The organism is Streptomyces sp. NPDC047042 (assembly GCF_040644035.1).
Classification (GTDB): Bacteria; Actinomycetota; Actinomycetes; order Streptomycetales; family Streptomycetaceae; genus Streptomyces.
The window spans coordinates 19300-45386 of the sequence record NZ_JBEYVP010000059.1; the positions used below are offsets into that span (position 1 = coordinate 19300).

The window sequence follows — 26087 nt, forward strand, 5'->3', positions numbered from 1 at the left end:
CCAGCCGGGGCCCGGCGGAGTAGGAGCAGCCGGACCAGCCGGACCAGCCGGACCAGGTGGACCGGCCGGGCCAGGCGGAGTGGGAGCAGCTGGGCCAGCTGGACCAGGTGGAGCAGCCGGGCCAGGCGGAGTAGTCGGGCGGCAGGCCCGGGCCAGCCGTCCTCACGTCACCTGGAGTTCCAGGATCCGGTCGTCCCCGTCCTCCGGGGAGCCCCTGCCGTCCGTTTCGCTCGTCACCAGCCACAGCTTGTCGCCGCCCGCCGACACCACCGTCCGCAGCCTGCCGTACTCGCCCTCGAGGAACGCCTGCGGATCGGCCGCGGCCTCCGTGCCCTTCAAGGGGATCCGCCACAGGCGCTGACCCTTCAGCCCCGCCATCCATATCGAGCCCTCGGCGAAGGCGATCCCGCTGGGTGACGCGTCGTCCGTGTGCCACTTCGCGACCGGGTTGTGGAACGCGGGGTCGTCGCTGTCGCCCTCCGCCTCCGGCCAGCCGTAGTTGTCGCCCGGCTTGATCTGGTTGAGCTCGTCCCAGGTGTCCTGGCCGAACTCGGCGGCGAACAGACGCTGCTCGGAGTCCCAGGCGAGGCCCTGCACATTGCGGTGGCCGTACGAGTACACCGGGGAGTCCGGGAAGGGGTTGCCCGGGGCCGGTTCGCCCTCCGGGGTCAGCCGCAGGATCTTGCCGCCCAGCGAGGACTTGTCCTGGGACAGCCCGGTGTCACCGCTCTCGCCGGTGCCCGCGTACAGCATCCTGTCCGGACCGAAGGCGATCCGGCCGCCGTTGTGGATGAAGCCCTTGGGGATGCCGCGGAAGACCGTGTTCGGGGCGCCCAGCTGCTGGCCCGCCGGTTTCTCCTCCTCGTACAGCAGGCGGGCGATGCGGTTGTCCGACTCCGTCGTGAAGTACGCGTAGACCATGTGGTCCGACGCGAACGACGGCGACAGCGCGAGGCCCAGCAGACCGCCCTCGCCGGCCGCCGAGACACCCGGCACCTCGCCCACCTCGGTCTTCTTGCCCGTCTTCGTGTCCACCCGGGTGATCGTGCCCTCGTCACGGGAGGAGACCAGCAGATCGCCGTCCGGCAGCGGGGCCAGACCCCAGGGGCTCTTCAGGTCCTCGGTGACCGTGCGCAGCACCTTGACCGACCCCTTGGCCGGTGCGACCTCGTCGGTGGCCCGCGCGGAGGGCGGGGCCTGCGTGCCCGTGCGGCTGGGCGACGCCGTGTCGCCGCCGCCCGAGCCACCGCCGCCTCCGCTCTCGTCGGAGGAGCAGCCGGCCGTGAGCAGAAGCGTGGCCGCGGCCAGTACGGCCGTCACAGCTCTACGTTGCACGATCATGGTCCCTTCGACGCGACGGGTTCTCCTTGTCATACCTCGCTCGCGCCCCACGAGTTCCCGATCCGCGAAGTCCGACTCCGACTCCGGCCTCAGTCCCACGATCCCTGCGCCCTGGGCAGTCCCGCCACCTCGGCCAGGTCCGCCGCCGACAGCCGCAGCCGCGCCGCACGCGCGTTCTGCGCCACCCACCGCTCGTGCTTCGCCCCCGGTACGGGCACCACGTGCGGACCCTGCGCGAGCACCCACGCCAGCGCCACCTGGCCCGGTGTGACGTCCGGCCCGATCCGGGCCGCCACCCGGCGCAGGCCCGCCACGATCGGCTGGTTCGCCGCCATCATCTCGGCCGTGAAACGGGGGTGGCGGGCGCGCAGGTCCTCCCGCTCGAAGCCCTCGCCCGGGGTCAGCGTCCCGGTGAGGAAGCCGTTGCCCAGGGGCATCGCCGCCAGGACACCGATCCCACGCGCCGCACACCACGGCAGCAGGGTCTGAAGCGCCTCCCTCGACCACACCGACAGCTCGGCCTGCACCGCGCTGACCGGGAACACCTGCTGCACCCGTTCCAGTTGACGGACCGTCGCATCGTGCAGCCCCGCGCCCGCACCCGTCCCCGACCGGCGCCCGGCCCGCGCGCCCACGGCGGACAGCCCCAACGCCCGTACCTTTCCCGCCTGTACGAGTTCCGCCAGCGCGCCCCACGTCTCCTCGACGGGCACCTCCGGGTCCGCGCGGTGCAGCTGGTAGAGGTCGATGACATCCGTCTGGAGGCGGCGGAGCGAGGCGTCGCACGCCCGTTTCACATAGCCGGGGCGGCCGTTGGCCACGATGTGCTGATCGCCCACCAGCAGACCGACCTTCGTCGACACGAAGGCGTCGCCCCGCCGCTGCCTCAACACCCGCCCCACCAGCAGCTCGTTGGTGAACGGGCCGTACATGTCGGCCGTGTCCAGTAGCGACGAGCCCTCGTCCAGGGCCCGGTGCACGGCCCGCACCGACTCCTCGCCACGCTGCCGAGACGCGCTGTACGCCCAGCTCATCGGCATGCACCCGAGGCCAACGGCCCCCACCTCGAGCGCTGCCGCGCCGATCGTCCTGCGCTCCACCTGGTCGTGAACCTCTCTCTCCTTGCACCCCAAACCTAACCTCTGTACGCACAGGGGTTCGCCTACGCTCGTGACCATGACTGCTGACGTGTGGCTCCCCATCCCGCCGGAGGAGATCGAGGGCCTGCCCGAAGGGCCCGACTACCTCTTCTGGAACGGCGATCACGACTACCCCGGGGACCCGGCCGACTGCGCGTTCTACGTCGTCCCGTACATGAAGCCCGTCGAGGTGTGCGTACGCCCCTTGCCGGACATGACCCATGTCCAGGTGCTCCAGACGCTGTCCGCCGGCGTCGACAACGTCCTGCCCGGGCTCGGACACCTGCGCCCTGGCGTGCGGTTGTGCAACGCGCGCGGGGTGCACGAGGCGAGCACCGGTGAGCTGGCCCTCGCCCTGATCCTGGCCTCGCTGCGCGGCATCCCCGACTTCGTACGGGCGCAGGACCAGGGGAAGTGGCGGGGCGGGTTCCGGCCCGCGCTCGCCGACAAGTCCGCGCTCATCGTCGGCTACGGCTCGATCGGCGCCGCCATCGAGGACCGGCTCGCGCCCTTCGAGCTCGCGCGGGTGGCGCGCGTCGCGCGCTCTGAGCGCACCACGGCGCGCGGACCGGTGCATCCGCTCACCGAACTGCCCGCCCTCCTGCCCGAGGCGGACATCGTGATCCTCGCCACGCCCCTCACCGATCAGACAAGAGGGCTGGTGGACGCCGAGTTCCTGGCACGGATGAAGGACGGCGCACTGCTCGTGAACGTGGCGCGAGGGCCCGTCGTCGACACCAAGGCGCTGCTCGCCGAGCTGGAATCGGGCCGCCTCACGGCCGCCCTCGACGTCACCGATCCGGAGCCACTGCCTCCGGGACACCCCTTGTGGCAGGCGCCCGGCGTACTCATCAGCCCCCATGTCGGCGGCCCGACATCCGCGTTCCGGCCGCGCGCCGAACGGCTGCTCGTGGACCAATTGGGTCGATTCGTGAACCACGAACCGTTGCGGAACGTGATCCTTACGACGGGGGCGGGCGACGCCTAGTCCACTTCGGACACCCTCCGCATTCCCTCGGATGCGGGGTGTGTCGCTGTCGCCACTTGTCGTTACGGAGAGTAGAGGAACTATGTCCCTGAGTGACGAGACTGGTGTATCGTCCCGACAGGGGCTGCGCCGCGCACCGACCGGCGCCGGGGATGGACATTGCAGACTGTGAGGGGGGCGACGGGCGATGCACGGCCAATGGACGAACGATCCGACGCGGCGGGGCCGCCGACGGCAACCCTGGCGCACGGCCGCGCGCAGACGCGGCCACAGCGGCCATCACCAGCACCGCCGGAACAGCGGTCGCCGCCACCACGAACACCCCGCGCATCCGGCCCCCGCCGCGCACCGGAGGGTCCGGTGAGTTCCCCCGGGGCACTGTTGGCCCGCCGGGCGGTCCCCGGCGGAGGCACGAGCCTGGTCTCGCAGCTCGTCCTCGCCCTGGTGTGCGCGGCATACGCCGTCGGTTCCGCGCTCGGCTGGGGCTCCCCCCGACTCGCCCTGATCATGGGCGACTTCGGGCTGAGCGCCGCGGCGGGCACCGCGGCCGTGTCCTGTTTCCTCTACGCCCGGCGCCCGAGCCGCTTCCGGCCCGCCTGGCTGCTGTTCGCGCTGTCCTCCGCGATGGCCTCCCTCGGCAACCTCGTCTGGGGCTGGTACGAGGTCGTGCTCGGCAAGGACGTGCCGAGCCCCAGCTTCGCCGACCTGTTCTTCCTGTGCTTCGCCCCGCCCGCCATCGTGGGACTCCTGGTCCTCGCCAAGCGACCGGTGACCAAGGCCGGCTGGGTCTGCATGGTCCTCGACGCCTGGCTGATCGGCGGTTCGCTGCTCACCCTGTCCTGGAGCCTCGCCCTGGCCCAGGCGGCGAGGTTCGACGGGCCGAGCGTCGCGCACACCGCGCTGTCGCTGGCCTACCCCCTGCTCGACATCGCCCTCGTCAGCATGGTCCTGGCGCTGCACTTCCGGCGCTCCAGCGTGAACCGCTCCGCCGCGAACACCGCGATCGGCGCGCTCGCCCTGACCGTGGGCTGCGACGCCCTGTTCACTTCGCCCCTGATGCACAACAACTACCACTCGGGCCAGTTGCTCGACGCGGGCTGGTTCGCCGGCTCGCTGCTGCTGGCGTACGCGCCCTGGGTCGGCTCCGGCCACGGCGGGCCGGGCGAACCCGAGGGGCACACGCGCGTGGTGCACGAACACCGCCCCGCCCGGCAGCACCCCGGCAGGCCCGGCGGGCCCCGGCCAGTGCCCCGCCAGGTCCAGGGCCATGTCCAGGCGCCGCCCCCCGGGCAGGGGCCCGTGCCCGCCCCCGGAGGCGATCACGGCCGCTATCCGGTCAACCGGCCCATCACCGGCTCGCTGGCCGCGCTCACGCCGTATCTGGCCGCCGCCGTGTGCACGCTGGGCATCCTCTACAACGTCCTCAACGGCCGCAGCCCCGACCGCGTGGTGCTCATCACCGCGGGCGGCGTCGTCCTCGCCCTCGTCGTGCGCCAGGGCATCATGCTGCTCGACAACATCACCCTCACCCAGGAACTGGCGCAGAAGGAGAACCACTTCCGGTCCCTGGTCCAGGGCTCGAGCGACGTCATCATGATCGCCGCCCCGAGCGGGATGCTGCGGTACGTCAGCCCGGCCGCCGCCGGCGTTTACGGCCGGTCCGCGGAGGACCTCGTCGGCACCGAACTGGCCCACCTCATCCACCCGGAGGACCTGGGCTGCGTGGTGCACGAGCTGCGCCGCTTCCTCGCCGCCAGCCCCGGCGACGAACCCACCACCCGGATCGAGTGCCGCTTCAAGTCCGGCGACGGCGGCTGGCTGAACGTCGAGTCCACGGTCAACCGGCACCACGGCGGCCTCATCTTCAACAGCCGGGACGTCACCGAACGGGTGCGGCTGCAGGCACAGTTGCAGCACAACGCCGAGCACGACCCGCTCACCGACCTGCCCAACCGCGCGCTGTTCACCCAGCGCGTGCAGCAGGCCCTGTCGGGCCGCCGCTCCACCGACCGCGGCACGGCCGTCCTCTTCATCGACCTCGACGGCTTCAAGGCCGTCAACGACACCATCGGGCACCAGGCCGGTGACGAACTGCTCGTCCAGGCCGCCCGCAGGCTCCAGGACTCCGTCCGGTACGGCGACACCGCCTCCCGGCTCGGCGGTGACGAGTTCGCCGCCCTGATCGTCGGCGACGGCACCCGGGACCGGGGCGCGCGTGAACGCCACATAGTGGAACTGGCCGACAGACTGCGGCTGACCCTCTCGCAGCCGTACGACATCGGCGGCAACGATGTCCGGGTCAACGCCTCCATCGGCGTCGCCTTCGCGGAGCCCGGCCTCGGCGCGGGCGAACTGCTGCGCAACGCCGACCTGGCGATGTACCGGGCCAAGGCCTCCGGCAAGGGCCGCGTCGAGCTCTACGCGCCCCAGATGCAGCAGGACGTCGTACGGAAGGCGGAACTGGCCACGCGCCTGCGTGCCGCCCTGCACGACGGCGAGTTCGCGCTGCTGCACCAGCCCGTGGTGGCGCTGGACACCGGCCGGATCACCTCGGTCTCCGCCCAGGCCCGCTGGCGCTCCTCCCAGGGCGTCCTCTTCACGCCCGCCGAATTCCTGCGCGTCACCGAGGACGGCGACAAGACCGCCGAGCTGGACCGCTGGATGCTGGAGGAGGCCGTCGAACAGGCCGCCGAACGCGCAGCGACCGGGCTCGCCGTACCCGTGGCCGTCCGGATGAGCGCCCACCGGCTCCTCGACCGCTCCCTGCCCCTCGGGTCGATCGAGACCCTGCTGACCCGCCACGGGCTGCCCACGGGCGCCCTGGAGATCGAGCTGGCGGACACCGACGCCAGGGTCTCCCTGGACGAGCTGGAGCGCCGTCTGAACGCCTTCAGGCTGCTCGGCGTACGGATCGCGCTGGACGGCTTCGGCAGCGGCTACGCGGCGATCACGGCGCTTCGGCGGCTCCCCGTGGACGTACTGAAACTCGACCGCGGTCTGGTCGAGGGGGTCGTCGAGTCCCCGCGGCTGCACAAGATCACCGGCGGGCTGCTCAGAATCGCCGCCGATCTGGGGCTCCAGTCCGTCGCCGACGGGGTGGACCTGCCGGAGCAGGTGGTCGCCCTGCGCGCGATGGGCTGCACGCATGGTCAGGGCATGGCGTTCTCCGGGCCACTGGACGAGTACCGGCTGCGCCGGGCCCTGTCCACCGGCCGCTATCCGGTGCCGAACGGTCCGGCCGAGCCCGCGTTCGCGGGAGGCGGCCCGGGGGTGTACACAAGTACAGGTGTGCCCGCCGTTTTCGGGGGCGGAACCGCCCTCCGCTCACATAATGAGACTCCCGTCCCACCCACTTGACAGTCGGTGCGTGCCGGGGGGAGGGTCGACTCCATGCGCACCCGAATTCTCGTACTTGGAAAGCGCGTCGGCTGACGCTGGTGATCGTTTCGGACAGACCCGGAACTCCCAGCGACCGCACCCGACGCGCTCCCCTCGCTTGCCTCACGGCACGAGGGGTTTTTTGTTGCACCGGCACCAGTCGGACCGCGACGAAGACGCACGGCACACCGCACAAAACTCGCAAAAACCCTCAGCATCGAGAAGAGAATGCCGATGACCGAGCAGGCCACCGGGGCCCATCACCCGCAGCCGCGGCCCCGTTCCGGAGGACAGCAGTCCGCCCCCGAGCACGTCACGGGTGCGAAGTCCCTCATCCGCTCGCTTGAGGAGGTCGGGGCCGAGACGGTATTCGGCATTCCCGGCGGCACGATCCTTCCCGCGTACGACCCGCTGATGGACTCCACCCGAGTGCGGCATGTGCTCGTCCGGCACGAGCAGGGCGCCGGCCACGCGGCCACCGGCTACGCGCAGGCCACCGGCAAGGTGGGCGTGTGCATGGCCACCTCGGGCCCCGGTGCCACCAACCTGGTCACGCCGATCGCGGACGCGATGATGGACTCCGTGCCGCTGGTCGCGATCACCGGCCAGGTCAACACCAAGGCGATCGGCACGGACGCCTTCCAGGAGGCGGACATCGTCGGCATCACCATGCCGATCACCAAGCACAGCTTCCTGGTCACCAGGGCCGAGGACATCCCGAAGGCGATCGCCGAGGCCTTCTACATCGCCTCCACCGGCCGCCCGGGACCGGTCCTCGTGGACATCCCCAAGGACGTGCTGCAGGCGCAGACGACGTTCTCCTGGCCGCCGCAGCAGGACCTGGCCGGCTACCGCCCGGTAACCAAGCCGCACGCCAAGCAGATCCGCGAGGCCGCGAAGCTCATCACCGGCGCGAAGCGGCCCGTCCTGTACGTGGGTGGCGGCGTCGTGAAGGCGCACGCCACCGCCGAGCTCAAGGTTCTCGCCGAGCTCACCGGAGCGCCCGTCACCACCACCCTGATGGCGCTCGGCGCATTCCCCGACAGCCACCCGCTGCACGTGGGAATGCCGGGCATGCACGGCTCGGTCACCGCCGTCGCCGCGCTGCAGAAGGCCGACCTGATCGTCGCCCTCGGAGCCCGCTTCGACGACCGCGTCACCGGCAAGCTCTCCAGCTTCGCCCCGTACGCCAAGATCGTCCACGCCGACATCGACCCGGCGGAGATCGGCAAGAACCGCGCCGTCGACGTCCCGATCGTCGGAGACGCCCGCGAGGTCATCGCCGATCTGGTCCAGGCCGTGCAGAAGGAGCACAGCGAGGGCCAGACGGGTGACTACGCCGCGTGGTGGAAGGACCTCAACCGCTGGCGCGAGACCTACCCGCTGGGCTACGAGCACCCCGACAACGGCTCGCTCTCGCCCCAGCACGTCATCGAGCGCATCGGACAGCTCGCCCCCGAGGGCACGATCTTCACGGCGGGCGTCGGCCAGCACCAGATGTGGGCCGCGCACTACATCCAGTACGAGAAGCCCGCGACCTGGCTGAACTCCGGCGGCGCCGGGACGATGGGATACGCGGTCCCGGCCGCGATGGGAGCCAAGGCCGGCGCCCCGGACCGCACGGTCTGGGCGATCGACGGCGACGGCTGCTTCCAGATGACCAACCAGGAACTCACCACCTGCGCGCTCAACAACATCCCGATCAAGGTCGCCGTCATCAACAACGGCGCCCTCGGGATGGTCCGCCAGTGGCAGACCCTGTTCTACAACCAGCGGTACTCCAACACGGTGCTGCACTCCGGCCCGGACGACGTCAATCCGGACGCCAAGGGCACCCGGGTCCCCGACTTCGTGAAGCTGTCCGAGGCGATGGGCTGCTACTCGATCCGCTGCGAGTCCCCGGACGACCTCGACAAGGTCATCGAGGAGGCGAACTCGATCAACGACCGCCCCGTCGTGATCGACTTCATCGTCCACGAGGACGCCATGGTGTGGCCGATGGTCGCCGCCGGCACCTCCAACGACGAGATCATGGCCGCCCGGGACGTCCGCCCCGACTTCGGCGACAACGAAGACGACTGAGCGAGGAAGACCCCCAAGACATGTCCAAGCACACCCTCTCCGTCCTCGTCGAGAACAAGCCCGGTGTCCTCGCCCGGATCACGGCCCTGTTCTCCCGGCGCGGCTTCAACATCGACTCCCTCGCGGTCGGCGTCACCGAGCACCCCGAGATCTCCCGCATCACCATCGTGGTCAACGTGATCGAGGCACTTCCCCTCGAACAGGTGACCAAGCAGCTCAACAAGCTCGTCAACGTGCTGAAGATCGTCGAACTGGAATCCGGCTCGGCCGTTCAGCGTGAACTCGTTCTGGTGAAGGTGCGCGCGGACAACGAGACGCGCTCCCAGATCGTCGAGATCGTCCAGCTCTTCCGCGCCAAGACGGTCGACGTCTCCCCGGAGGCCGTCACCATCGAGGCCACCGGCAGCAGCGACAAGCTGTCCGCCATGCTCAAGATGCTGGAACCGTACGGCATCAAGGAACTGGTGCAGTCCGGCACGATCGCGATCGGGCGCGGCGCGCGCTCGATCACGGACCGGTCGCTGCGGGCCCTCGACCGGTCGGCGTAACCAGCGTCAAGGTCGGCGGATTCGGGCGGTCGGGTGATACCGGCCGCCCGTATACCGAGACCCCCGAACCTCACTTCCGCCCGCCGTCATACGGTGGGACGCAACACCTGCACTCAAGGAGAGAACCCAAAGTGGCCGAGCTGTTCTACGACGCCGACGCCGACCTGTCCATCATCCAGGGCCGCAAGGTCGCGGTCATCGGTTACGGCAGCCAGGGCCACGCCCACGCGCTGTCGCTCCGTGACTCTGGTGTCGACGTCCGTGTCGGTCTGCACGAGGGCTCCAAGTCGAAGGCGAAGGCCGAGGAGCAGGGCCTGCGCGTGGTGACCCCCTCCGAGGCCGCCGCCGAGGCCGACGTCATCATGATCCTCGTCCCGGACCCGATCCAGGCCCAGGTCTACGAGGAGTCCATCAAGGACAACCTCAACGAGGGCGACGCGCTGTTCTTCGGCCACGGCCTGAACATCCGCTTCGACTTCATCAAGCCGCCGGCCGGCATCGACGTCTGCATGGTCGCCCCCAAGGGCCCGGGCCACCTCGTCCGCCGCCAGTACGAGGAGGGCCGCGGCGTTCCGTGTATCGCGGCCGTCGAGCAGGACGCGACCGGCAGTGCCTTCGCGCTCGCCCTGTCCTACGCCAAGGGCATCGGCGGCACCCGCGCCGGCGTCATCAAGACGACCTTCACCGAGGAGACCGAGACCGACCTGTTCGGTGAGCAGGCCGTCCTCTGCGGTGGTACGGCCGCGCTGGTCAAGGCCGGTTTCGAGACGCTGACCGAGGCCGGCTACCAGCCGGAGATCGCGTACTTCGAGTGCCTGCACGAGCTCAAGCTGATCGTCGACCTCATGTACGAGGGCGGCCTCGAGAAGATGCGCTGGTCGGTCTCCGAGACCGCCGAGTGGGGCGACTACGTCACCGGCCCGCGGATCATCACGGACGCCACCAAGGCCGAGATGAAGAAGGTCCTCGCCGAGATCCAGGACGGCACCTTCGCGCGTGAGTGGATGGCCGAGTACCACGGCGGTCTGAAGAAGTACAACGAGTACAAGTCGCAGGACGAGCAGAGCCTCCTGGAGACCACGGGCAAGGAGCTGCGCAAGCTCATGTCCTGGGTCGACGACGAGGCGTAAGCCTTGGAGAATGGGGCCGTGGCGCATGCTGCGGCCCCATTTCCGAACCCCGGATCGGGCCTTGTCCGCGGTGACCGGCCACGGATGAGTGATCCTTGCGCGGGGGCGGGAGCCGCCCTTCGCCGCGCCACTACACTGCCGTACTACATACGCGTCAGGCCCACAGCGTCGTGCGTCTCCACGCGGTAGCACCTCCACCGCCTGCGGCCGTCGGGACGGCCGTCCGCATAGGACTGAGTGAGGACCTCACGTGAGCTCGAAACCTGTCGTACTCATCGCTGAAGAGCTGTCGCCCGCGACCGTCGACGCGCTCGGCCCGGACTTCGAGATCCGGCACTGCAACGGAGCGGACCGAGCCGAACTGCTCCCTGCCATCGCCGATGTCGACGCGATCCTGATCCGCTCGGCCACCAAGGTCGACGCCGAGGCGGTCGCCGCCGCCCGCAAGCTGAAGGTCGTCGCACGAGCCGGCGTCGGCCTGGACAACGTGGACGTCTCCGCCGCCACCAAGGCCGGCGTGATGGTCGTCAACGCCCCCACCTCGAACATCGTCACCGCCGCCGAGCTCGCCTGCGGTCTGCTGCTGGCCACCGCGCGCCACATCCCGCAGGCCAACACCGCGCTCAAGAACGGCGAGTGGAAGCGCAACAAGTACACCGGCGTCGAGCTGGCCGAGAAGACCCTCGGCGTCGTGGGCCTCGGGCGCATCGGCGCGCTCGTCGCCCAGCGGATGTCCGCGTTCGGCATGAAGGTCGTCGCGTACGACCCGTACGTCCAGCCCGCGCGGGCCGCGCAGATGGGCGTCAAGGTGCTGTCCCTGGACGAGCTCCTCGAGGTCTCCGACTTCATCACCGTGCACCTGCCGAAGACCCCCGAGACCCTCGGTCTCATCGGCGACGAGGCCCTGCACAAGGTCAAGCCGAGCGTCCGCATCGTGAACGCCGCGCGCGGCGGGATCGTCGACGAGGAGGCGCTGTACTCGGCGCTCAAGGAGGGCCGTGTCGCCGGCGCCGGCCTCGACGTGTACGCGAAGGAGCCCTGCACGGACTCCCCGCTGTTCGAGCTCGACCAGGTCGTCTGCACCCCGCACCTCGGCGCGTCCACGGACGAGGCGCAGGAGAAGGCCGGTATCGCCGTCGCCCGCTCGGTGCGTCTCGCGCTCGCCGGTGAGCTGGTCCCGGACGCGGTGAACGTCCAGGGCGGCGTCATCGCCGAGGACGTCAAGCCGGGTCTGCCGCTCGCCGAGAAGCTCGGCCGGATCTTCACCGCGCTCGCGGGCGAGGTCGCGGTCCGCCTCGACGTCGAGGTGTACGGCGAGATCACCCAGCACGACGTGAAGGTGCTGGAGCTCTCCGCGCTGAAGGGCGTGTTCGAGGACGTCGTCGACGAGACCGTGTCGTACGTCAACGCCCCGCTGTTCGCCCAGGAACGCGGCGTCGAGGTGCGGCTGACGACCAGCTCGGAGTCCTCGGACCACCGCAACGTGGTGACCGTGCGCGGCACGCTCGGCAACGGCGAGGAGGTGTCGGTCTCCGGCACGCTGGCCGGTCCCAAGCACCACCAGAAGATCGTCGCGGTCGGAGAGTACGACGTCGACCTCGCGCTCGCCGACCACATGGTGGTGTACCGGTACGCGGACCGTCCCGGTGTCGTCGGCACGGTCGGGCGGATCTTCGGTGAGGCCGGGATCAACATCGCCGGGATGCAGGTTTCGCGGTCGGTGGCCGGGGGCGAGGCCCTCGCGGTACTGACGGTGGACGACACGGTTGCCCCCGGCGTGCTGACGGAGGTCGCCGAGGAGATCGGCGCGACGTCTGCTCGATCGGTCAACCTGGTCTGAGGTGACCGTCGTCTGGGGGCTGCCGCCCCCAGGCCCCCGCTTTCGGCCCTGAAGGGGCCTCGTCTCAAACGCCGGACGGGCTGGTATGTCAGCCCGTCCGGCGTTTTACCGTTCGCCTAGACGTGACAGTCCTCCTCAACCGTCTCCCGTACCGTCACCCCGCGAAGCGTCCGCAACGCCACCATCGCCGCCCCCAGCAACATCACCACCCCCGCGATCGCCGCCGTCTGCATCCCGTGGGCGTAGGCCTCCCTGGCCGTCGTGACCAGCGCGTCTCCCGTGCGCGCCGGGAGCTGTCGGGCCACCGCCAGCGCCCCACCCAGGGTCTCCCGGGCAGGCCCCGGCGCCGAGCCCGGCATCTCGTGGCGGTAGACCGCCGTACCGATCGAGCCCAGTACGGCCATGCCCAGCGCGCCCCCGAACTCCGCGCCCGTCTCCAGCAGGGAGGACGCGGCGCCCGCCTTGTCGACGGGGGCGGTGCTCAGGCCCAGATCCATCATCTGGGACATCACGACCACGATCCCGGCCGCCAGGACACCCGCCCCGGCCAGCACCAGCCACAGCGAGTCCGTGCCGACCAGGGCCAGCAGGCCGTAGCCGCAGGCCGCCGTGACGAAGCCGCCGGCGACGACCTGGGCGCGCCGCACGCCCCGCTGGACCAGGGCGCCGGCGAGCGGTGCGGCGACGCCGACCAGGACCGTCGGCAGCAGGCCCCAGAGGGCGGCCTCCAGGGAGCTCTTGCCCAGCACCGACTGGAGGTACTGCGTGGTGAAGTACGCCGAGCCCATCATCGCCAACGCCGAGAGCAGGTTCAGGAAGACGGCCGGGCCGAAGCCCCGACCCCGGAACAGCGCGGGGGAGATGAGCGGTGAGGCGGTCGTGCGCTGGCGCTGGACAAAGAGGTACGCGAAGAACAGGCCGACGGTGACCGAGAGGACGTACTCGGTGTGCCAGCCCTCCGAGGGGATCTCCTTCAGGCCGTAGACCACGGGGAGGACGGCCGCCATCGACAGGGGGACGCCGAGGAGATCGAAGCGGCCGGGGTCCGGGTTCTTCGACTCCGGGAGCAGTACCGGGCCCAGGACCAGCAGCAACGCCATCGCGGGCAGGTTGACCAGGAAGACCGAGCCCCACCAGAAGTACTCGAGCAGCAGGCCGCTCATCACCGAGCCGAGAGCGACGCCGCCGGTCATCACACCGGACCACATGCCGATCGCCTTGGCGCGCTGGCCGGGGTCGCGGAACATCGTGCGGATCAGGGCCATCGTCGACGGCATGAGGGTCGCGCCGCCGACACCGAGGACCGCGCGGGCCGCGATCAGGGTCTCCGCGCTGTTCGCGTAGGCGGCGAGCAGCGAGCCCGCGCCGAAGGCGGCGGCGCCGACGAGGAGGAGCCTGCGGCGGCCGACACGGTCGCCGAGCGAGCCCATCGTCATCAGCAGACCGGCCAGGACGAAGCCGTAGATGTCGAAGATCCACAGCTGTTGGGTGCCGGTCGGCTCCAGGTCCGAGCTGATCGCGGGGACCGCGAAGTAGAGGACGGACACGTCCATCGAGACCAGCAGCAGCGGCAGCATCAGCACGCCGAACGCGGTCCATTCGCGGCGTCCGGCACGGGCGCCGGGCCCGGGGGAGACCGTCGTGCTCTTGGGTTCCGTCGAGTTCGTCATGCCGAGGAATGTACGGCTGTATTAAACGGTTGTCTAGAACGATTGTGTAATTCGTTTGTCTAGGACGGCCGTATGGATCGCGGGTAGGGTGGACCCATGGGACACCGTGAGGATCTGCTCGAAGGCGCCAAGCGCTGCCTGCTGGAGAAGGGCTTCGTGCGCACGACGGCGCGCGACATCGTCAAGGAGTCGGGGACCAACCTGGCGTCGATCGGCTACCACTACGGCTCGAAGGACAAGCTCCTCGCGGAGGCGTACGTCTCCCTGGTGGAGGGGCTCTCCGACGACTTCAGCCCCGCCGCCGGGACGGCCGGCGACACCGAACCCGGCTCGGTCGACCGCTTCCAGGAGGTGTGGGCGAACATCATCGGCACCATGCGGCAGCCGGCGTCACTGTGGCGTCTGAGCATGGAGATCGTGGCCCTGGGGGATCAACTGCCGACCGTCCGCGACCACTTGGCGCAGGCTCAGCGCGACGCGAAGCGCGGGCTCATCCCGCTGTTCCTCGGGGGCCGCGAGGAGGACGTGCCGGAGGAGGACGTCGACTCCGCCGGCCAGTTCTACAACACCCTGATGACCGGCCTCATCTGCCAGTACGTCTTCGACCCGACGACGGCACCGACCGCGGAGCAGCTCACCGAGGGGCTGCGGCGGGTCATCGGGGCTTCGGCGCGCTAGACGTACCGCGGGGGCGGGGCGTGGTACGCGGCCGTCGCGATCTCGACGAACGAGCGGAGCAAAGGGTTCGTGTCGCCCTCGTTCCAGGCCACGACCACACGGCTCGGCGGCATGTCGGTCAACGGCACCACGACGAGCCCCTCCGCCGTCCGGTGGTCCAGGACGGTCATGCCGACCGTGCCGTTCCACAGAACGGCCTGCCGGCATTCCTGGACGGCGCGCACCACCGGGCCCTCGCGTGGTTCGCCGCCGCTCCAGTACGACTGCCAGCGCGGGTCGGTCCCCGCCGGGAACACGAACCAGCGGCGGTCCGCCAGATCCGCCAGCCTCAGCCGGTCCCGGCGGGCCAGCGGATCGTCGCCGCGCAGCAGCGCTCCCACCGGGTCGGCGCGCAACTCGTGCACGGTCAGACCCTTCTCGTCGAACGGTCCGCGCGTGAGGGCGATGTCGACCAGACCGGCGCGCAGTCCGCAGGTGGGATCGGTCAGGTCGCTCTCGCGGACGCGGACCTCGACACCCGGGTGCCGACGCCGGTAGGCGTCGGCCAGCCGGGCCGCGCCCGGATCGGTACTGTCGCCCAGCATGCCGACGGTGATGGTGGTGGCCCCGGCCGCCGCCGCCACGCGTACGCGTGTCCGTTCGGCCCGGTCGAGCAGGGCGCGTGCCTCGTCGAGCAGGACCGCGCCCGCCGCGGTGAGCGTGACTCCGGCGGACGACCGGTCGAGCAGCCTGGCGCCGACCTCGGTCTCCAGCTGCTTCATCGCCCGGCTCAGGGGCGGCTGGCTCATGTGCAGCCGGGTGGCTGCCCGGCCGAAGTGGAGTTCCTCGGCGACCGCCACGAAGTAGCGCAGCGTGCGTAGCTCCATGCTGCGACGATACCGAGCCGGTATCGAGGCCGCCGAACGGGTCTTGGACAGCGGTGGTGCCCCGACAGTGGAATCGGAGCATGACAGTTGCGTATGGGATCGCCGCCGGCCTGCTGGCCCTCTTCTATCTCTACTCCGGCGGGGTCAAGGTCGTCCAGACCCGTGAGCGGCTCCGACCGATGATGGCCTGGGTCGACAGCATGCCGATGCCGGCCGTCCGGGCCATCGGAACGATCGAACTCCTCGGCGCGCTCGGGCTGGTCCTCCCGCCGCTGACCGGTGTCGCGCCCTGGCTGGCCCTGGCCGCCGCCATCGGGTTCGTGGCCCTGCAGCTCGGCGCGACCAGAGTGCATCTGCGCCGGGGAGAGCGCGACATCGCCCTCAACCTCACTCTCCTCGCCGCCGGGGCCGTGACTGTCTGGCTGGCGACGACCTGGCTGTGACCAGCGAGGGGACGACGCTCTAGAGCCGCGCACCCTTCAGCGCCATGTGCAGCAACAGCCGGTCCTCCCCGTCGTCCAGGTCCAGGCCCGTCAGCTGCTCCACCCGGGACAGGCGGTAGTACAACGTCTGGCGGTGGATGCCCAGCTCCGCCGCCGTGCGGCCTGCCTGGCCTGCCCGGTCGAGGTAGACCTCGGCGGTGCGGGCCAGTTCCTGGTGGGCGGGGGAGAGCAGGGTGCGTACGGCGGGGTCCTGGGCCAGGTCCGGGGGGAGTGCTGTCAGGAGGCGGTACGGGCCGATGGCGCCCCACTCCGCGACCGGGCCGAGATGCGGCTGGGCCAGGGCCGCGCGGGCGGCCGCCGATGCCTCCTGCCAGGCGGCGCCCAGACCGGCCAGGCCGGTGCGCGGCGCGCCGACACCGGCCGCGACCCCGCCCTCCGTCTCCTTCAGCAGCCGGGACGCCGCCGCCAGCGCCGGGGCGGGTACGTCCGTCGCGCGGAGCCTGATCAGCAGGGCCAGGCTCTGGGCCGCCGTACCCCACGGCACCGTGCACACCGCCGTCGCGTGCGGCACCGTACGGGCCGACGGGGCGTCGTCGGGGTCCGCCGACGGCCAGGGCGCGACGCACACCACCGTGTGCGGGCCCTCGCCGCGCGTCCCCAGGGCCGTACGCAGCGCCGCCACCGCCATGTCCCGCTGCCAGCCGCGCTCGGCCGTCAGCACCGTCCGGAACTCGCGGGTCAGGTCGGCGCCCGCCTGCGCGTCGTCCGCGAGCAGCGCGCCGATCCGGTCCGTCACCTCCATGGCCGCCGTGAGCTGCTCCGCCGAGGGCCCCGGATCGTCGTCCAGCAGCCAGACGTAACCGACGACGACACTCCTATGGCGTACGGGGAGGCAGATCCGTCCCCGGTACACCCCCGCCTCCGGTGTGGGCGGGATACGGACCGGGCCGGTCGCCCGGGTGATGCCGAAGCCCTCGAACCACGCGCGTACCGCCGATGTCGAGCGGCGGGTCAGGATCGAGCGGGTGCGGACGGGGTCCAGCGCCGACGGGTCCAGCTCGACCTCGTCGTACGCGCCGAAGGCGAGCAGCTCGAAGTCGCGGTTCTCCAGCGTCGCGGGGGCGCCGAGAAGCTCCGAGATGTCGTCCACCAGTTCCTGATAGTCGCCGTGGTGGTCGCCGCTGGCCTGGCTCATACGGGCATTCTCGCGCATTCCCCCGCCGCCTTCAGACATCTGTATGAGATCTGGGGCACGGATGCGTGACAGCTGTCGATGGCCCACGATCGGAGGGATCCTTAGGTTTCACGGTGGTTCTCCGTTTACCGGCCTTTTGTGGAGGTGCCCCGTGCTGGGTCCCGTGATTCTCGCCGCCTCGCGCAGCGACCGGATGCGCCGGCTGATCTCGGCCGCCCCGGTGACCAGGCCGGTCGTCGACCGCTTCATCCCCGGCGAGACCGTCGACGACGTCGTACCGATCGTCCAGGACCTCACCGACCGGGGCCTGGAAGTCACCCTCGATGTGGTCGGCGAGGACATCACCACCCCCGAGCAGGCCGCCGCCGCCCGGGACGCCTACCTCGAGCTGGTCGAGCGGCTCGGGGAACTGGAACTGGGCACCCGCGCCGAGATGTCCGTCAAGCTGTCGTTGTTCGGGCAGGCGCTGCCGGGCGGCCACGAGCTGGCCCTCGCCAACGTCAGGCCCGTCGTCGAGGCGGCGGCCGCGATCGGTACGACGGTCACGCTCGACGCCGAGGACCACACCACCCTCGACTCGATGTTCGCCGTCCACGAGGAGCTGCGGAAGGACTTCCCGCAGACCGGCTGCGTCATCCAGGCCTACCTGTACCGCACCGAGGCCGACGCCCGCCGCCTCGCCGACAGCGGCAGCCGCGTACGGCTCGTGAAGGGCGCCTACAAGGAGCCCGCCGAGGTCGCCTACCAGCAGAAGTCCGAGACCGACAAGGCGTACGTCCGCGTCCTGCGGATCCTGATGGAGGGCGAGGGGTACCCGATGATCGGGTCCCACGACCCGCGCCTCATCTCCATCGCCCAGGAACTCGCCCGGCGCTCGAGCCGCAAGCCCGACGAGTACGAGTTCCAGATGCTGTACGGGATCAGGAGCGACGAGCATCTGCGGCTCGCCGCGGAAGGTCACCGGATGCGCGTCTACACCGCCTACGGGACGGACTGGTACGGCTACTTCATGCGGCGGCTGGCGGAGAAGCCCGCCAACCTCCTCTTCTTCGGACGATCGATCCTCACCAAGGGCTGAGCCCGACCCGCCGAGCCCGACCCCCCGCTCGCTTAAGGAGTTTCAGGACACCATGGACGCCGTCACCCAGGTCCCCACCCCCGTCAACGAGCCGGTGCACGGCTACGCCCCCGGATCGCCCGAGCGGGCCCGCCTCGAGGTCAAGCTCAAGGAGCTCGCCGAGAACCCCGTCGACCTGCCGATGACCATCGGCGGTGTGAAGCGGATGGGCGGCGGCGAGGCCTTCCAGGTCGTGCAGCCGCACAACCACAAGGCGGTGCTGGGCACCTACCGCAACGCCACCCAGCAGGACGCCCAGGACGCGATCGACGCGGCCCTCGCCGCCGCGCCCGCCTGGCGCGCGATGTCGTTCGACGACCGGGCCGCGATCATCCTGCGCGCCGCCGAACTGCTGGCCGGCCCCTGGCGCGAGACCCTCGCCGCCTCCACCATGCTCGGCCAGTCGAAGACCGCCCAGCAGGCGGAGATCGACTGTCCGTGCGAGCTGGTCGACTTCTGGCGCTTCAACGTCAAGTACGCGCGTGACCTGCTCGCCGAGCAGCCGCCCGCCAACTCCCCGGGCGTCTGGAACCGTCTCGACCACCGCCCCCTCGAAGGCTTCGTCTACGCGATCACCCCCTTCAACTTCACGGCGATCGCGGGCAATCTGCCCACCGCGCCCGCCCTCATGGGCAACGTGGTGGTCTGGAAGCCGTCGCCCACGCAGACCCACGCCGCCGTCCTCCTCATGCGGCTGCTGGAGGAGGCCGGACTCCCCAAGGGCGTCATCAACCTCGTCACCGGTGACGGCCTCGAGGTCTCCGAGGTCGCCCTGGAGCACCGCAACTTGGCCGGGATCCACTTCACGGGCTCCACGAAGACCTTCCAGCACTTGTGGAAGACGGTCGGCGCCAACATCGAGAAGTACCGCTCCTACCCGCGGCTCGTCGGCGAGACCGGCGGCAAGGACTTCGTCGTCGCCCACCCGAGCGCCGACCGGGCGGTCCTCAAGACGGCCCTCACCCGCGGTGCCTTCGAGTACCAGGGCCAGAAGTGCAGTGCGACCTCCCGCGCCTACATCCCGGCGTCCATCTGGAACGACGGTTTCCGCGAGGAGTTCGCCGCCGAGGTCGACCGCCTGACCATGGGCGACGTCACCGACCTCACCCACTTCATCGGGGCGGTCATCGACGAGCGCGCCTTCGCCAAGAACAAGGCGGCCATCGACCGGGCGAAGTCCGACCCGACGTGCACGATCGTGGCGGGCGGCTCGTACGACGACTCGGTGGGCTGGTTCGTCCGCCCGACGGTCGTGGAGTGCACGGACCCGGCGAACCCGGTCTTCACCACCGAGTACTTCGGCCCGTTCCTCGCCGTCTACGTCTACGAGGACGACAAGTACGACGCCATGCTGACGCAGATGGAGTCCGTGTCCGACTACGCGCTGACCGGCTCGGTCATCTCCGGTGACCGCGCGGCGGCCGCGTACACGATGGAGAAGCTGCGCTACGCGGCCGGCAACTTCTACATCAACGACAAGTCGACCGGCGCGGTCGTCGGGCAGCAGCCGTTCGGCGGGGGGCGCGCGTCCGGCACCAACGACAAGGCGGGCGCCCCGCAGAACCTGATGCGCTGGACCCTGACCCGCGCCATCAAGGAGACCCTGGTCGCCCCGACCGACTACACCTACCCGCACATGGGCTGACGGCCACGGACAACGGATCAATGACGCCGGGCCCGCACCCACACGGGCCCGGCGTCCGCTCCGTTACCCCTTATCGCAGGTCGTACGGCCCGGCTGCCAGCGACAGGCGAGCGCGGCGAAGCCGCCGTCCGTGACCACCGGTACGGCCAGGGTGGCGTCGCCGCGTACGGTCCGCGCCTCGCGCACCAGACCCGACGGGCCGTCCGTCACCGTCTCCACCAGCCAGCGTCCGGCGCCGAGCCGCAGCGGTACGTCCGCCGTCCGCGCCGCGCCCGCGAACGTGCCGCCGACGAACCAGCGGCCGTCCGCCGCCCGCCGGGCCAGTACGGCGGAGCGCCCCGGGTCACCGGTCAGCAGCCGGGTCTCCTCCCAGCGTCCGGGCAGCTGCTCCAGATAGCGGCGGGCCTCGGGCCGGGCCTCGTAGGACTCCGGGGTCCCGGCCAGATTCTGGATGCCCGACTCGTAGAGCACCGTCAGGCCCAACTCACCCGCGTCGGAAGCCGCGTTGGGGCGCGCCGGGCGGTGGAAGGCGCCCGGGGTGAAGTCCATCGAGCCGATCACGTTACGGGTGAAGGGGAGCGAGGCGAGCTGCTCGGCGGTGTTGTTGCGCTTCTCCTCGCCGCCCACGCCCTCCATCGTCATGACCTGCGGCCAGGTGCGCTGCATGCCCTTAGGGATCGTCGAACCATGGAAGTTGACGAGGAGGTGATGGCGGGCCGTCGCCTCCAGGACCTCGTCGTACCAGCGCATGCGGTCCTGCGACTCCGAGTCCATGAAGTCGATCTTCACGCCCCTGACGCCCCAACTGGCCAATGTGCCGAGCCATTTCTCGCGTTCCGCCGGGTCCGTGAGCAGGCTGTAGTGCAGCCAGACCTGGACGCCGACACCCTTCGCCGCCGCGTAACGGACCAACTCCGGCATCCAGTTGTTCGTCTGCCAGTCCGGGTCGATGACGTCCCATTCCCCGGGCTTGTAGTACCAGCCCGCGTCCACGACCTCGTACGGCCAGCCCCGCTCGGCCGTGTAGTCGACGTAGGCCTTCTGCGCCGCAAGGCTCTGCCCCGCCGTCTTGCCGCCCGCGAGCCAGGTCCACAGGGCGGGGCCCGGCTTGATCCAGGCCGTGTCCCGGACCCGGGAGGGCGCGGCGAGGTCGTCGACGAGGGTGGACTCGGTGACGGTGGCCAGGTCGCCGGTGACGATCGTGCGCCAGGGAGTGGTCAGGGAGCCGGTCGTGGTCCGCACCGGCTCGTCGTTCCAGAGGCTCACCTTGTACGTCGGTGAGTTCGCTTCGTGCGTCAAGTGGGCGCCCGCGTAAGCGCCGTTGAGGTCCGACTCGGCGATGAGCGCGTAGCCGCCGGGAGTGTCGAAGAGGGCCTGCATCGAGTAGCCGCCCGCCGGGGCCGTCGCCGCCGACTCGTAGCGTTTGAAGGGGAGTTCGTTGTCAGCTCGGTAGGCGTTGACGACGGCGGTGGTGTCCGGGGGGAGCGTGAAGGCGGAGGCTTCGCGCAGGACGTCGCCGGTGGTGCGCGGCAGGGTGTAGCGGTAGGCGACGCCGTCCGGGGCCACCCGGACCAGCAGCTCCAGGCGGGCACCTTCGGCCGTACGGAAGCGGAAGCGGGACTCGGTCATCCGGGCAACCCGCTTGCGGGACTTGCCCGTTGTCGAGGTGTACCGCTCGGTGACCGTGCGGGTGGAGCGGCCGGCCAACTCCAAACCCCTTGATAAGTCGGCCTGTTCGGTGACCAGGCCCAAGGGGGAGGGGGCGAGGACCTGTTCACCGGCGCGGCTCACCGTGAGGGTCGGCCGCCCGTCGGCCGGGTCCAGTGCGACAACGGCCGTGGGGGAGCCGGGCGGGGCCTTCACCTCCCAGGCCGCAGCCGCCGTTCCCGTATGCCCTGTCGCGGCAGCCTCGGCAGGCAGTGCTGTCACCGCGGTGGCGAGCAGGGCGGAGGCGAGTGTCAGCGCGATCGACATAGAAGTACCCCGCCAGTCGTCATTCAGCGTCATTCATCCGATGACTGTGAGGCTGGTGGGTGGAAATAGGGCTGTCAAGGTGTAGTGCAGCGCCGTCTGTATGCCGTAGGTCGGATCAATCGAGCTTCGGCCATGCGTAGGCCATTCCTAGGCCACTCGGAATACTGGAACCATGGCTCCCGCGCTGCGCACCGCCCACACCGCTGACCTCACCGCCGCCCAACTCGCCGCCGCCCGCGGCCTCTTGGACGCCGCCTTCGACGGTGACTTCTCCGACGAGGACTGGGACCACGCGCGCGGCGGCATCCACGCCCTCGTCCACGACGACACCGGGCTCCTCGCCCACGGCTCGGTCGTCATGCGCCGCGTCCTGCACCGGGAGCGCTGGCTGCGCGTCGGCTATGTGGAAGCGGTCGCCGTCCGCGCCGACGCCCGCCGCCAGGGCCTCGGCGGACAGGTGATGGACGCGCTGGAGCGGTACGTCGACGGCGGCTACGACTTCGGCGCGCTGTCCGCGAGCGCGGCCGGCTCCGCCCTCTACACGGCCAGGGGCTGGCAGCGCTGGCCGGGGCGGATCAGCGCCCTCGGCACGGCGGGAGTGGTCCGCCTTCCGGACGAGGAGGGCCACCTTTTCGTCCGCCCGGCCGCTGTCACTTCCCTCGACCCCTCGGACGGGCTGATCTTCGACTGGCGCGATGGCGACGTGATGTGAAAAGGCCAGGTCAGCCGGGTGTGACCCAATCGACCGTCTCAGATAGTAGGAAGTCCGAGTAATTGTGGAGACAGATGCCCTGTCCTCACCTAGCTTTGTAGAAGCCGAACGTGTCGCATGACCAAGCGAATGACGGTAGTGAGCCGGTACCCGGCGCAGGCAACCCCTGCGGTACCGCCGCTCCCCGTCCGACCCGGCGTCTCCCCCTGCCGTACTCCCTGCTTCCCTGAAGGAGTCGATCTCCCATGGCCGAGACGACCGTCCGCCGCCGAGTCCGCCACGTCTCCCCGACGAGCGAGTCCGACCGCAAGAACGCCGCCGCAGCCCTCCAGCGCGCCCTCGACCGCCGGGACAACGGCGGCCAGACAGGACACTGAGGCGTCACGGAGGCGTCATTGAGGTCGGAGAGGGCTCGCTAGGCGCGCCGCACCTCGAAGTGGTCGATGCGCTCCCCGCTCTGCGCCAGCGCGGACACCACGAGCCGGGGAGCGGTGCCCGGCACGCCCGCCTTCGCCTCCACCGAGAGGAACGAGTAGCCGGTGTAGCGCACGCGTGACCACTCCACGGTGTCCTCGTGCCGCTCGCCCGACTTCGTCCAGAAGTAGCTGTCCACCGATTCCCGGTCGGCGACCTTCCCCTCGAAGCTGTCCTTCACCCCGTACGGGAACCCGTACAGGCTCTGGCCCGCGCCGCCCGCGGTGACGTACACGGTGCCGTCCCGCGTCGGGTCGGTCGACGCGCCGACCGGTACCCGCCGGCCCACCCGGCCGCCCCTGAGGGCGTCCGTCCGCTCGTACACATGGTTGTGGCCGTTGATCACCAGATCCACCTGGTGCTTGTCGAAGAGCGGCAGCCAGGCGTCCCGTACCCCGTCGTCGGAGGCGTGGGTGGACGTCGAGTACGTGCAGTGGTGGAAGAAGACCACGACGAAGTCGATCGCGTCCGACGCGCGCAGCTCGGCGAGCCGCCGGTCCAGCCACGCCGTCTGACGGCCGTCGGAGTGGCCGAAGTTGGCGGGGATCTCGTACGACACGTCGTTCGCGTCGAGCGCCACGACCCCGACGTTGCCGTACGTGAACGAGTAGGCGCCCGGGGTCCGTCGGGCGTCGAAGCCGTTGTCCGGGAGCGACCAGCGGGCCGACTGGCCGCCGTACCCGTTGGGCGAGTACCAGGCCTCCATGTCGTGGTTGCCGGTCGTCACCATCCACGGCACCGATTTGGCGACCGTCTCCGTCTGCTTCAGGAACAGGTCCCAGGCGGTCGGGTCGTAGCTGTCCGACTTCTCGCCGTGCCCGGTGACGTCCGCGTAGCAGATGTCGCCCGCGTGGAGATGGAAGGCGGGGTTCCGGGCAAGGAGCCCGCGGTCGTTGGCGAGCGCGTCGGGCGTGACGCCCTGGTCGCCGAAAGCCGTGAACACGAAGCTCGCGGGAGCGGTCGCGGGCGCCGTGCGGAAGGTGTGGAGCGTCGCGGCATGCGCCCGGGAAGCCGGGTCGAAGCCCTCGTGGCCGACTCCGTAGTAGTACGTCGTCCCGGGCCGCAGCCCGTCGAGGGCCGCGTGCACGTAGTACTGGTCCAGGTCGAGGCGTACGCCCGTCAGGCCCGGCGTGTGCAGGGGGCGCAGCTCGGCGTCGACGCGGTGGCTCAGGTTCCCGGGCGTCGGTCCGACCCGCACGTACGGCTTCCGCACCGCGAACGGCACCTGCCAGGAGATCCGCATCTGCGTCTTCGGGTCGGCGCCGAAGGCCAGATGGCGGCCGAAGGGGGTCACGGCGGAGCCGGGGACCCTGCGGGTCGCGGGATTCGCCGTACCCGTGCTCGACGAACAGCCCGTGACCAGGCCGCCGCCGGCCAGCGCGCCCGCCGTCACCAGCGCGCGGCGCCGGGTGAACCGCGTGCGCAGGTACTCGTACTGCTCCGCCATGCTCATCCGGCGGGCCAGCTGGGGCGGAATGCCGACGTCGGGGGTGTCCGGATGACTGTCCATGGAGGGGAACCTCCCAGGAATCACCGACGTTTGCCATACGTGCAGGTGAACGGCGGTCGAAGAGCGGTGGCCGGCGGTCCGCTCCTTGTGGCTGGGACACGGCGTCCGTATCGCGGACATGGTGTGTCATCCCATGGGACCAGGAGTACGGTGCCGTTATGTCTCGCAGCATCAATCTCGCAGTGATTCCCGGTGACGGCATCGGCCAAGAGGTCGTGGCCCAGGGGCTGAAGGTGCTCTCCGCCGTCCTTCCGCAGGATGTGAAGCTGGAGACCAAGGAGTTCGACTTCGGCGCCCGGCGCTACCACGCCACCGGTGAGACCCTCACCGACGCCGACCTGGACGCCCTGAAGAAGCACGACGCCATCCTGCTCGGCGCGATCGGCGACCCGAGCGTGCCGTCCGGCGTCCTCGAGCGCGGCTTCCTGCTGAAGCTCCGCTTCGCCTTCGACCACCACGTCAACCTGCGTCCGTCGAAGCTCCTGCCGGGTGTCGCCACCCCGCTCGCGGGCCAGCCGGAGATCGACTTCGTGGTCGTCCGTGAGGGCACCGAGGGCCCGTACACCGGCAACGGCGGCACCATCCGCAAGGGCACCGAGCACGAGGTCGCCACCGAGGTCTCGGTGAACACCGCCTTCGGCGTCGAGCGTGTCGTGCGTGACGCCTTCGCGCGTGCCCAGGCCCGTCCGCGCAAGAAGCTGACGCTGGTCCACAAGAACAACGTGCTGACCTTCGCGGGCCACCTGTGGACGAACATCTTCAACAAGGTGGCCGAGGAGTTCCCCGAGGTCACCACGGACTACATCCACGTGGACGCGGCGACGATCTACCTCGTCACCGACCCCGCCCGCTTCGACGTGATCGTCACCGACAACCTGTTCGGCGACATCATCACCGACCTCGCCGCGGCCGTCTCCGGCGGCATCGGCGTCGCCGCGAGCGGGAACATCAACCCGTCCGGCGAGTTCCCCTCGATGTTCGAGCCGGTCCACGGTTCCGCGCCCGACATCGCCGGCCAGGGCAAGGCCGACCCCAGCGCCACCGTCCTGTCCGTCGCCCTGCTGCTGCGCCACCTCGGCTACGAGACCGAGGCCGCCCGGATCGAGGACGCCGTCACCGCCGACCTCGCGGAGCGCGGCACCACGACCCGTACGACAGAAGAGATCGGCGACGCCCTCGCCGTACGAGTAGCCGGCTGACCCGCGGCGCTCACTCGAAAACCAGTACCTTTCGAAGCCGCCGGGTCCTGGGGCCTGTCGTCACATTCCCGCCCGCCCTTCGGGCGGACACCGGGAATGTGACGACAGGCCCCAGCCGCACCCGGCGGCTTCTCTTATGTCCCCGCCGGGTGTCACCA

20 protein-coding genes are annotated in these 26087 nt (G+C 70.4%); 13 read left to right on the top strand and 7 right to left on the bottom strand.

The window, feature by feature from the left end:
- Nucleotides 1–162: 162 nt before the first annotated feature.
- Both ABZ855_RS43905 and ABZ855_RS43910 read right to left on the bottom strand, forming a co-directional pair.
- Entirely contained in the window at nucleotides 163–1374 is a 1212-nt protein-coding gene (locus tag ABZ855_RS43905) for a PQQ-dependent sugar dehydrogenase (protein WP_360818148.1), read from the bottom strand.
- Between the two features lie 56 nt (nucleotides 1375–1430).
- Nucleotides 1431–2441: an aldo/keto reductase gene (locus ABZ855_RS43910; RefSeq protein WP_360818151.1), complete on the bottom strand. Its 1011-nt coding sequence runs from the start codon at nucleotides 2439–2441 to the stop codon at nucleotides 1431–1433.
- Between the two features lie 76 nt (nucleotides 2442–2517).
- Here ABZ855_RS43910 and ABZ855_RS43915 point away from each other — a divergent pair, with 76 nt between their 5' ends.
- The 6 genes from ABZ855_RS43915 to serA all read left to right on the top strand — a co-directional run bounded on the left by ABZ855_RS43915 (nucleotide 2518) and on the right by serA (nucleotide 12446).
- A complete protein-coding gene (locus ABZ855_RS43915) occupies nucleotides 2518–3468 on the top strand; it encodes a 2-hydroxyacid dehydrogenase (protein WP_360818154.1) in 951 nt (316 codons plus the stop codon).
- Nucleotides 3469–3828: 360 nt separating this feature from the next.
- Nucleotides 3829–6825 (top strand): EAL domain-containing protein, encoded by a 2997-nt coding sequence (locus ABZ855_RS43920; protein ID WP_360818157.1) that lies wholly within the window; start codon nucleotides 3829–3831, stop codon nucleotides 6823–6825.
- A gap of 255 nt (nucleotides 6826–7080) precedes the next feature.
- Entirely contained in the window at nucleotides 7081–8928 is a 1848-nt protein-coding gene (locus ABZ855_RS43925; protein ID WP_360818160.1) for an acetolactate synthase large subunit, read from the top strand.
- Nucleotides 8929–8948: 20 nt separating this feature from the next.
- Nucleotides 8949–9476: an acetolactate synthase small subunit gene (gene ilvN, locus ABZ855_RS43930; RefSeq protein WP_053739835.1), complete on the top strand. Its 528-nt coding sequence runs from the start codon at nucleotides 8949–8951 to the stop codon at nucleotides 9474–9476.
- Nucleotides 9477–9607: 131 nt separating this feature from the next.
- Nucleotides 9608–10606: a ketol-acid reductoisomerase gene (gene ilvC, locus ABZ855_RS43935; RefSeq protein ID WP_360818165.1), complete on the top strand. Its 999-nt coding sequence runs from the start codon at nucleotides 9608–9610 to the stop codon at nucleotides 10604–10606.
- 250 nt (nucleotides 10607–10856) lie between these two features.
- Nucleotides 10857–12446: a phosphoglycerate dehydrogenase gene (gene serA, locus ABZ855_RS43940; protein WP_360818168.1), complete on the top strand. Its 1590-nt coding sequence runs from the start codon at nucleotides 10857–10859 to the stop codon at nucleotides 12444–12446.
- A gap of 116 nt (nucleotides 12447–12562) precedes the next feature.
- Here the strand turns inward: serA and ABZ855_RS43945 are convergent, their stop codons facing one another.
- Complete coding sequence (locus ABZ855_RS43945) at nucleotides 12563–14116, bottom strand: MFS transporter (RefSeq protein ID WP_360818171.1); 1554 nt, start codon at nucleotides 14114–14116, stop codon at nucleotides 12563–12565.
- Nucleotides 14117–14212: 96 nt separating this feature from the next.
- On the opposite strand from ABZ855_RS43945, the gene ABZ855_RS43950 reads away from it, so the two are divergent.
- The gene (locus ABZ855_RS43950; protein ID WP_360818174.1) at nucleotides 14213–14794 is read left to right on the top strand and encodes a TetR/AcrR family transcriptional regulator; all 582 of its coding nucleotides are present in this window, start codon (nucleotides 14213–14215) and stop codon (nucleotides 14792–14794) included.
- On the opposite strand, the gene ABZ855_RS43955 is transcribed toward ABZ855_RS43950, so the two are convergent.
- Entirely contained in the window at nucleotides 14791–15660 is an 870-nt protein-coding gene (locus ABZ855_RS43955; protein WP_360818177.1) for a LysR substrate-binding domain-containing protein, read from the bottom strand. The two genes, ABZ855_RS43950 and ABZ855_RS43955, sit on opposite strands and share 4 nt — an antisense overlap.
- Before the next feature lie 80 nt (nucleotides 15661–15740).
- Between ABZ855_RS43955 and ABZ855_RS43960 the strand changes: the two genes are divergently transcribed.
- Complete coding sequence (locus ABZ855_RS43960) at nucleotides 15741–16103, top strand: DoxX family protein (RefSeq protein WP_360818180.1); 363 nt, start codon at nucleotides 15741–15743, stop codon at nucleotides 16101–16103.
- A 19-nt stretch (nucleotides 16104–16122) separates the two neighbouring features.
- Here the strand turns inward: ABZ855_RS43960 and ABZ855_RS43965 are convergent, their stop codons facing one another.
- Nucleotides 16123–17316 carry a helix-turn-helix domain-containing protein gene (locus ABZ855_RS43965; RefSeq protein WP_360818183.1) on the bottom strand — a complete coding sequence of 398 codons (1194 nt, stop codon included), beginning with the start codon at nucleotides 17314–17316 and terminating at the stop codon, nucleotides 16123–16125.
- A 133-nt stretch (nucleotides 17317–17449) separates the two neighbouring features.
- Here ABZ855_RS43965 and ABZ855_RS43970 point away from each other — a divergent pair, with 133 nt between their 5' ends.
- A complete protein-coding gene (locus tag ABZ855_RS43970) occupies nucleotides 17450–18376 on the top strand; it encodes a proline dehydrogenase family protein (RefSeq protein ID WP_360818186.1) in 927 nt (308 codons plus the stop codon).
- 52 nt (nucleotides 18377–18428) lie between these two features.
- The gene (pruA, locus tag ABZ855_RS43975) at nucleotides 18429–20060 is read left to right on the top strand and encodes an L-glutamate gamma-semialdehyde dehydrogenase (RefSeq protein ID WP_360818189.1); all 1632 of its coding nucleotides are present in this window, start codon (nucleotides 18429–18431) and stop codon (nucleotides 20058–20060) included.
- A gap of 63 nt (nucleotides 20061–20123) precedes the next feature.
- Here pruA and ABZ855_RS43980 read toward each other — a convergent pair whose 3' ends face one another.
- On the bottom strand, nucleotides 20124–22067 hold the full coding sequence (locus ABZ855_RS43980) for a glycoside hydrolase family 97 catalytic domain-containing protein (RefSeq protein ID WP_360818192.1): 1944 nt from the start codon (nucleotides 22065–22067) through the stop codon (nucleotides 20124–20126).
- A gap of 139 nt (nucleotides 22068–22206) precedes the next feature.
- Here ABZ855_RS43980 and ABZ855_RS43985 point away from each other — a divergent pair, with 139 nt between their 5' ends.
- Both ABZ855_RS43985 and ABZ855_RS43990 read left to right on the top strand, forming a co-directional pair.
- Entirely contained in the window at nucleotides 22207–22746 is a 540-nt protein-coding gene (locus tag ABZ855_RS43985; RefSeq protein WP_360818195.1) for a GNAT family N-acetyltransferase, read from the top strand.
- 245 nt (nucleotides 22747–22991) lie between these two features.
- A complete protein-coding gene (locus ABZ855_RS43990) occupies nucleotides 22992–23123 on the top strand; it encodes a hypothetical protein (RefSeq protein WP_006374903.1) in 132 nt (43 codons plus the stop codon).
- 38 nt (nucleotides 23124–23161) lie between these two features.
- On the opposite strand, the gene ABZ855_RS43995 is transcribed toward ABZ855_RS43990, so the two are convergent.
- Nucleotides 23162–24730, bottom strand: coding sequence for a metallophosphoesterase family protein (locus ABZ855_RS43995; RefSeq protein ID WP_360818198.1), 1569 nt, complete (start codon nucleotides 24728–24730; stop codon nucleotides 23162–23164).
- A gap of 158 nt (nucleotides 24731–24888) precedes the next feature.
- Between ABZ855_RS43995 and ABZ855_RS44000 the strand changes: the two genes are divergently transcribed.
- Nucleotides 24889–25929, top strand: coding sequence for a 3-isopropylmalate dehydrogenase (locus tag ABZ855_RS44000; RefSeq protein WP_319209626.1), 1041 nt, complete (start codon nucleotides 24889–24891; stop codon nucleotides 25927–25929).
- Nucleotides 25930–26087: the final 158 nt, after the last annotated feature.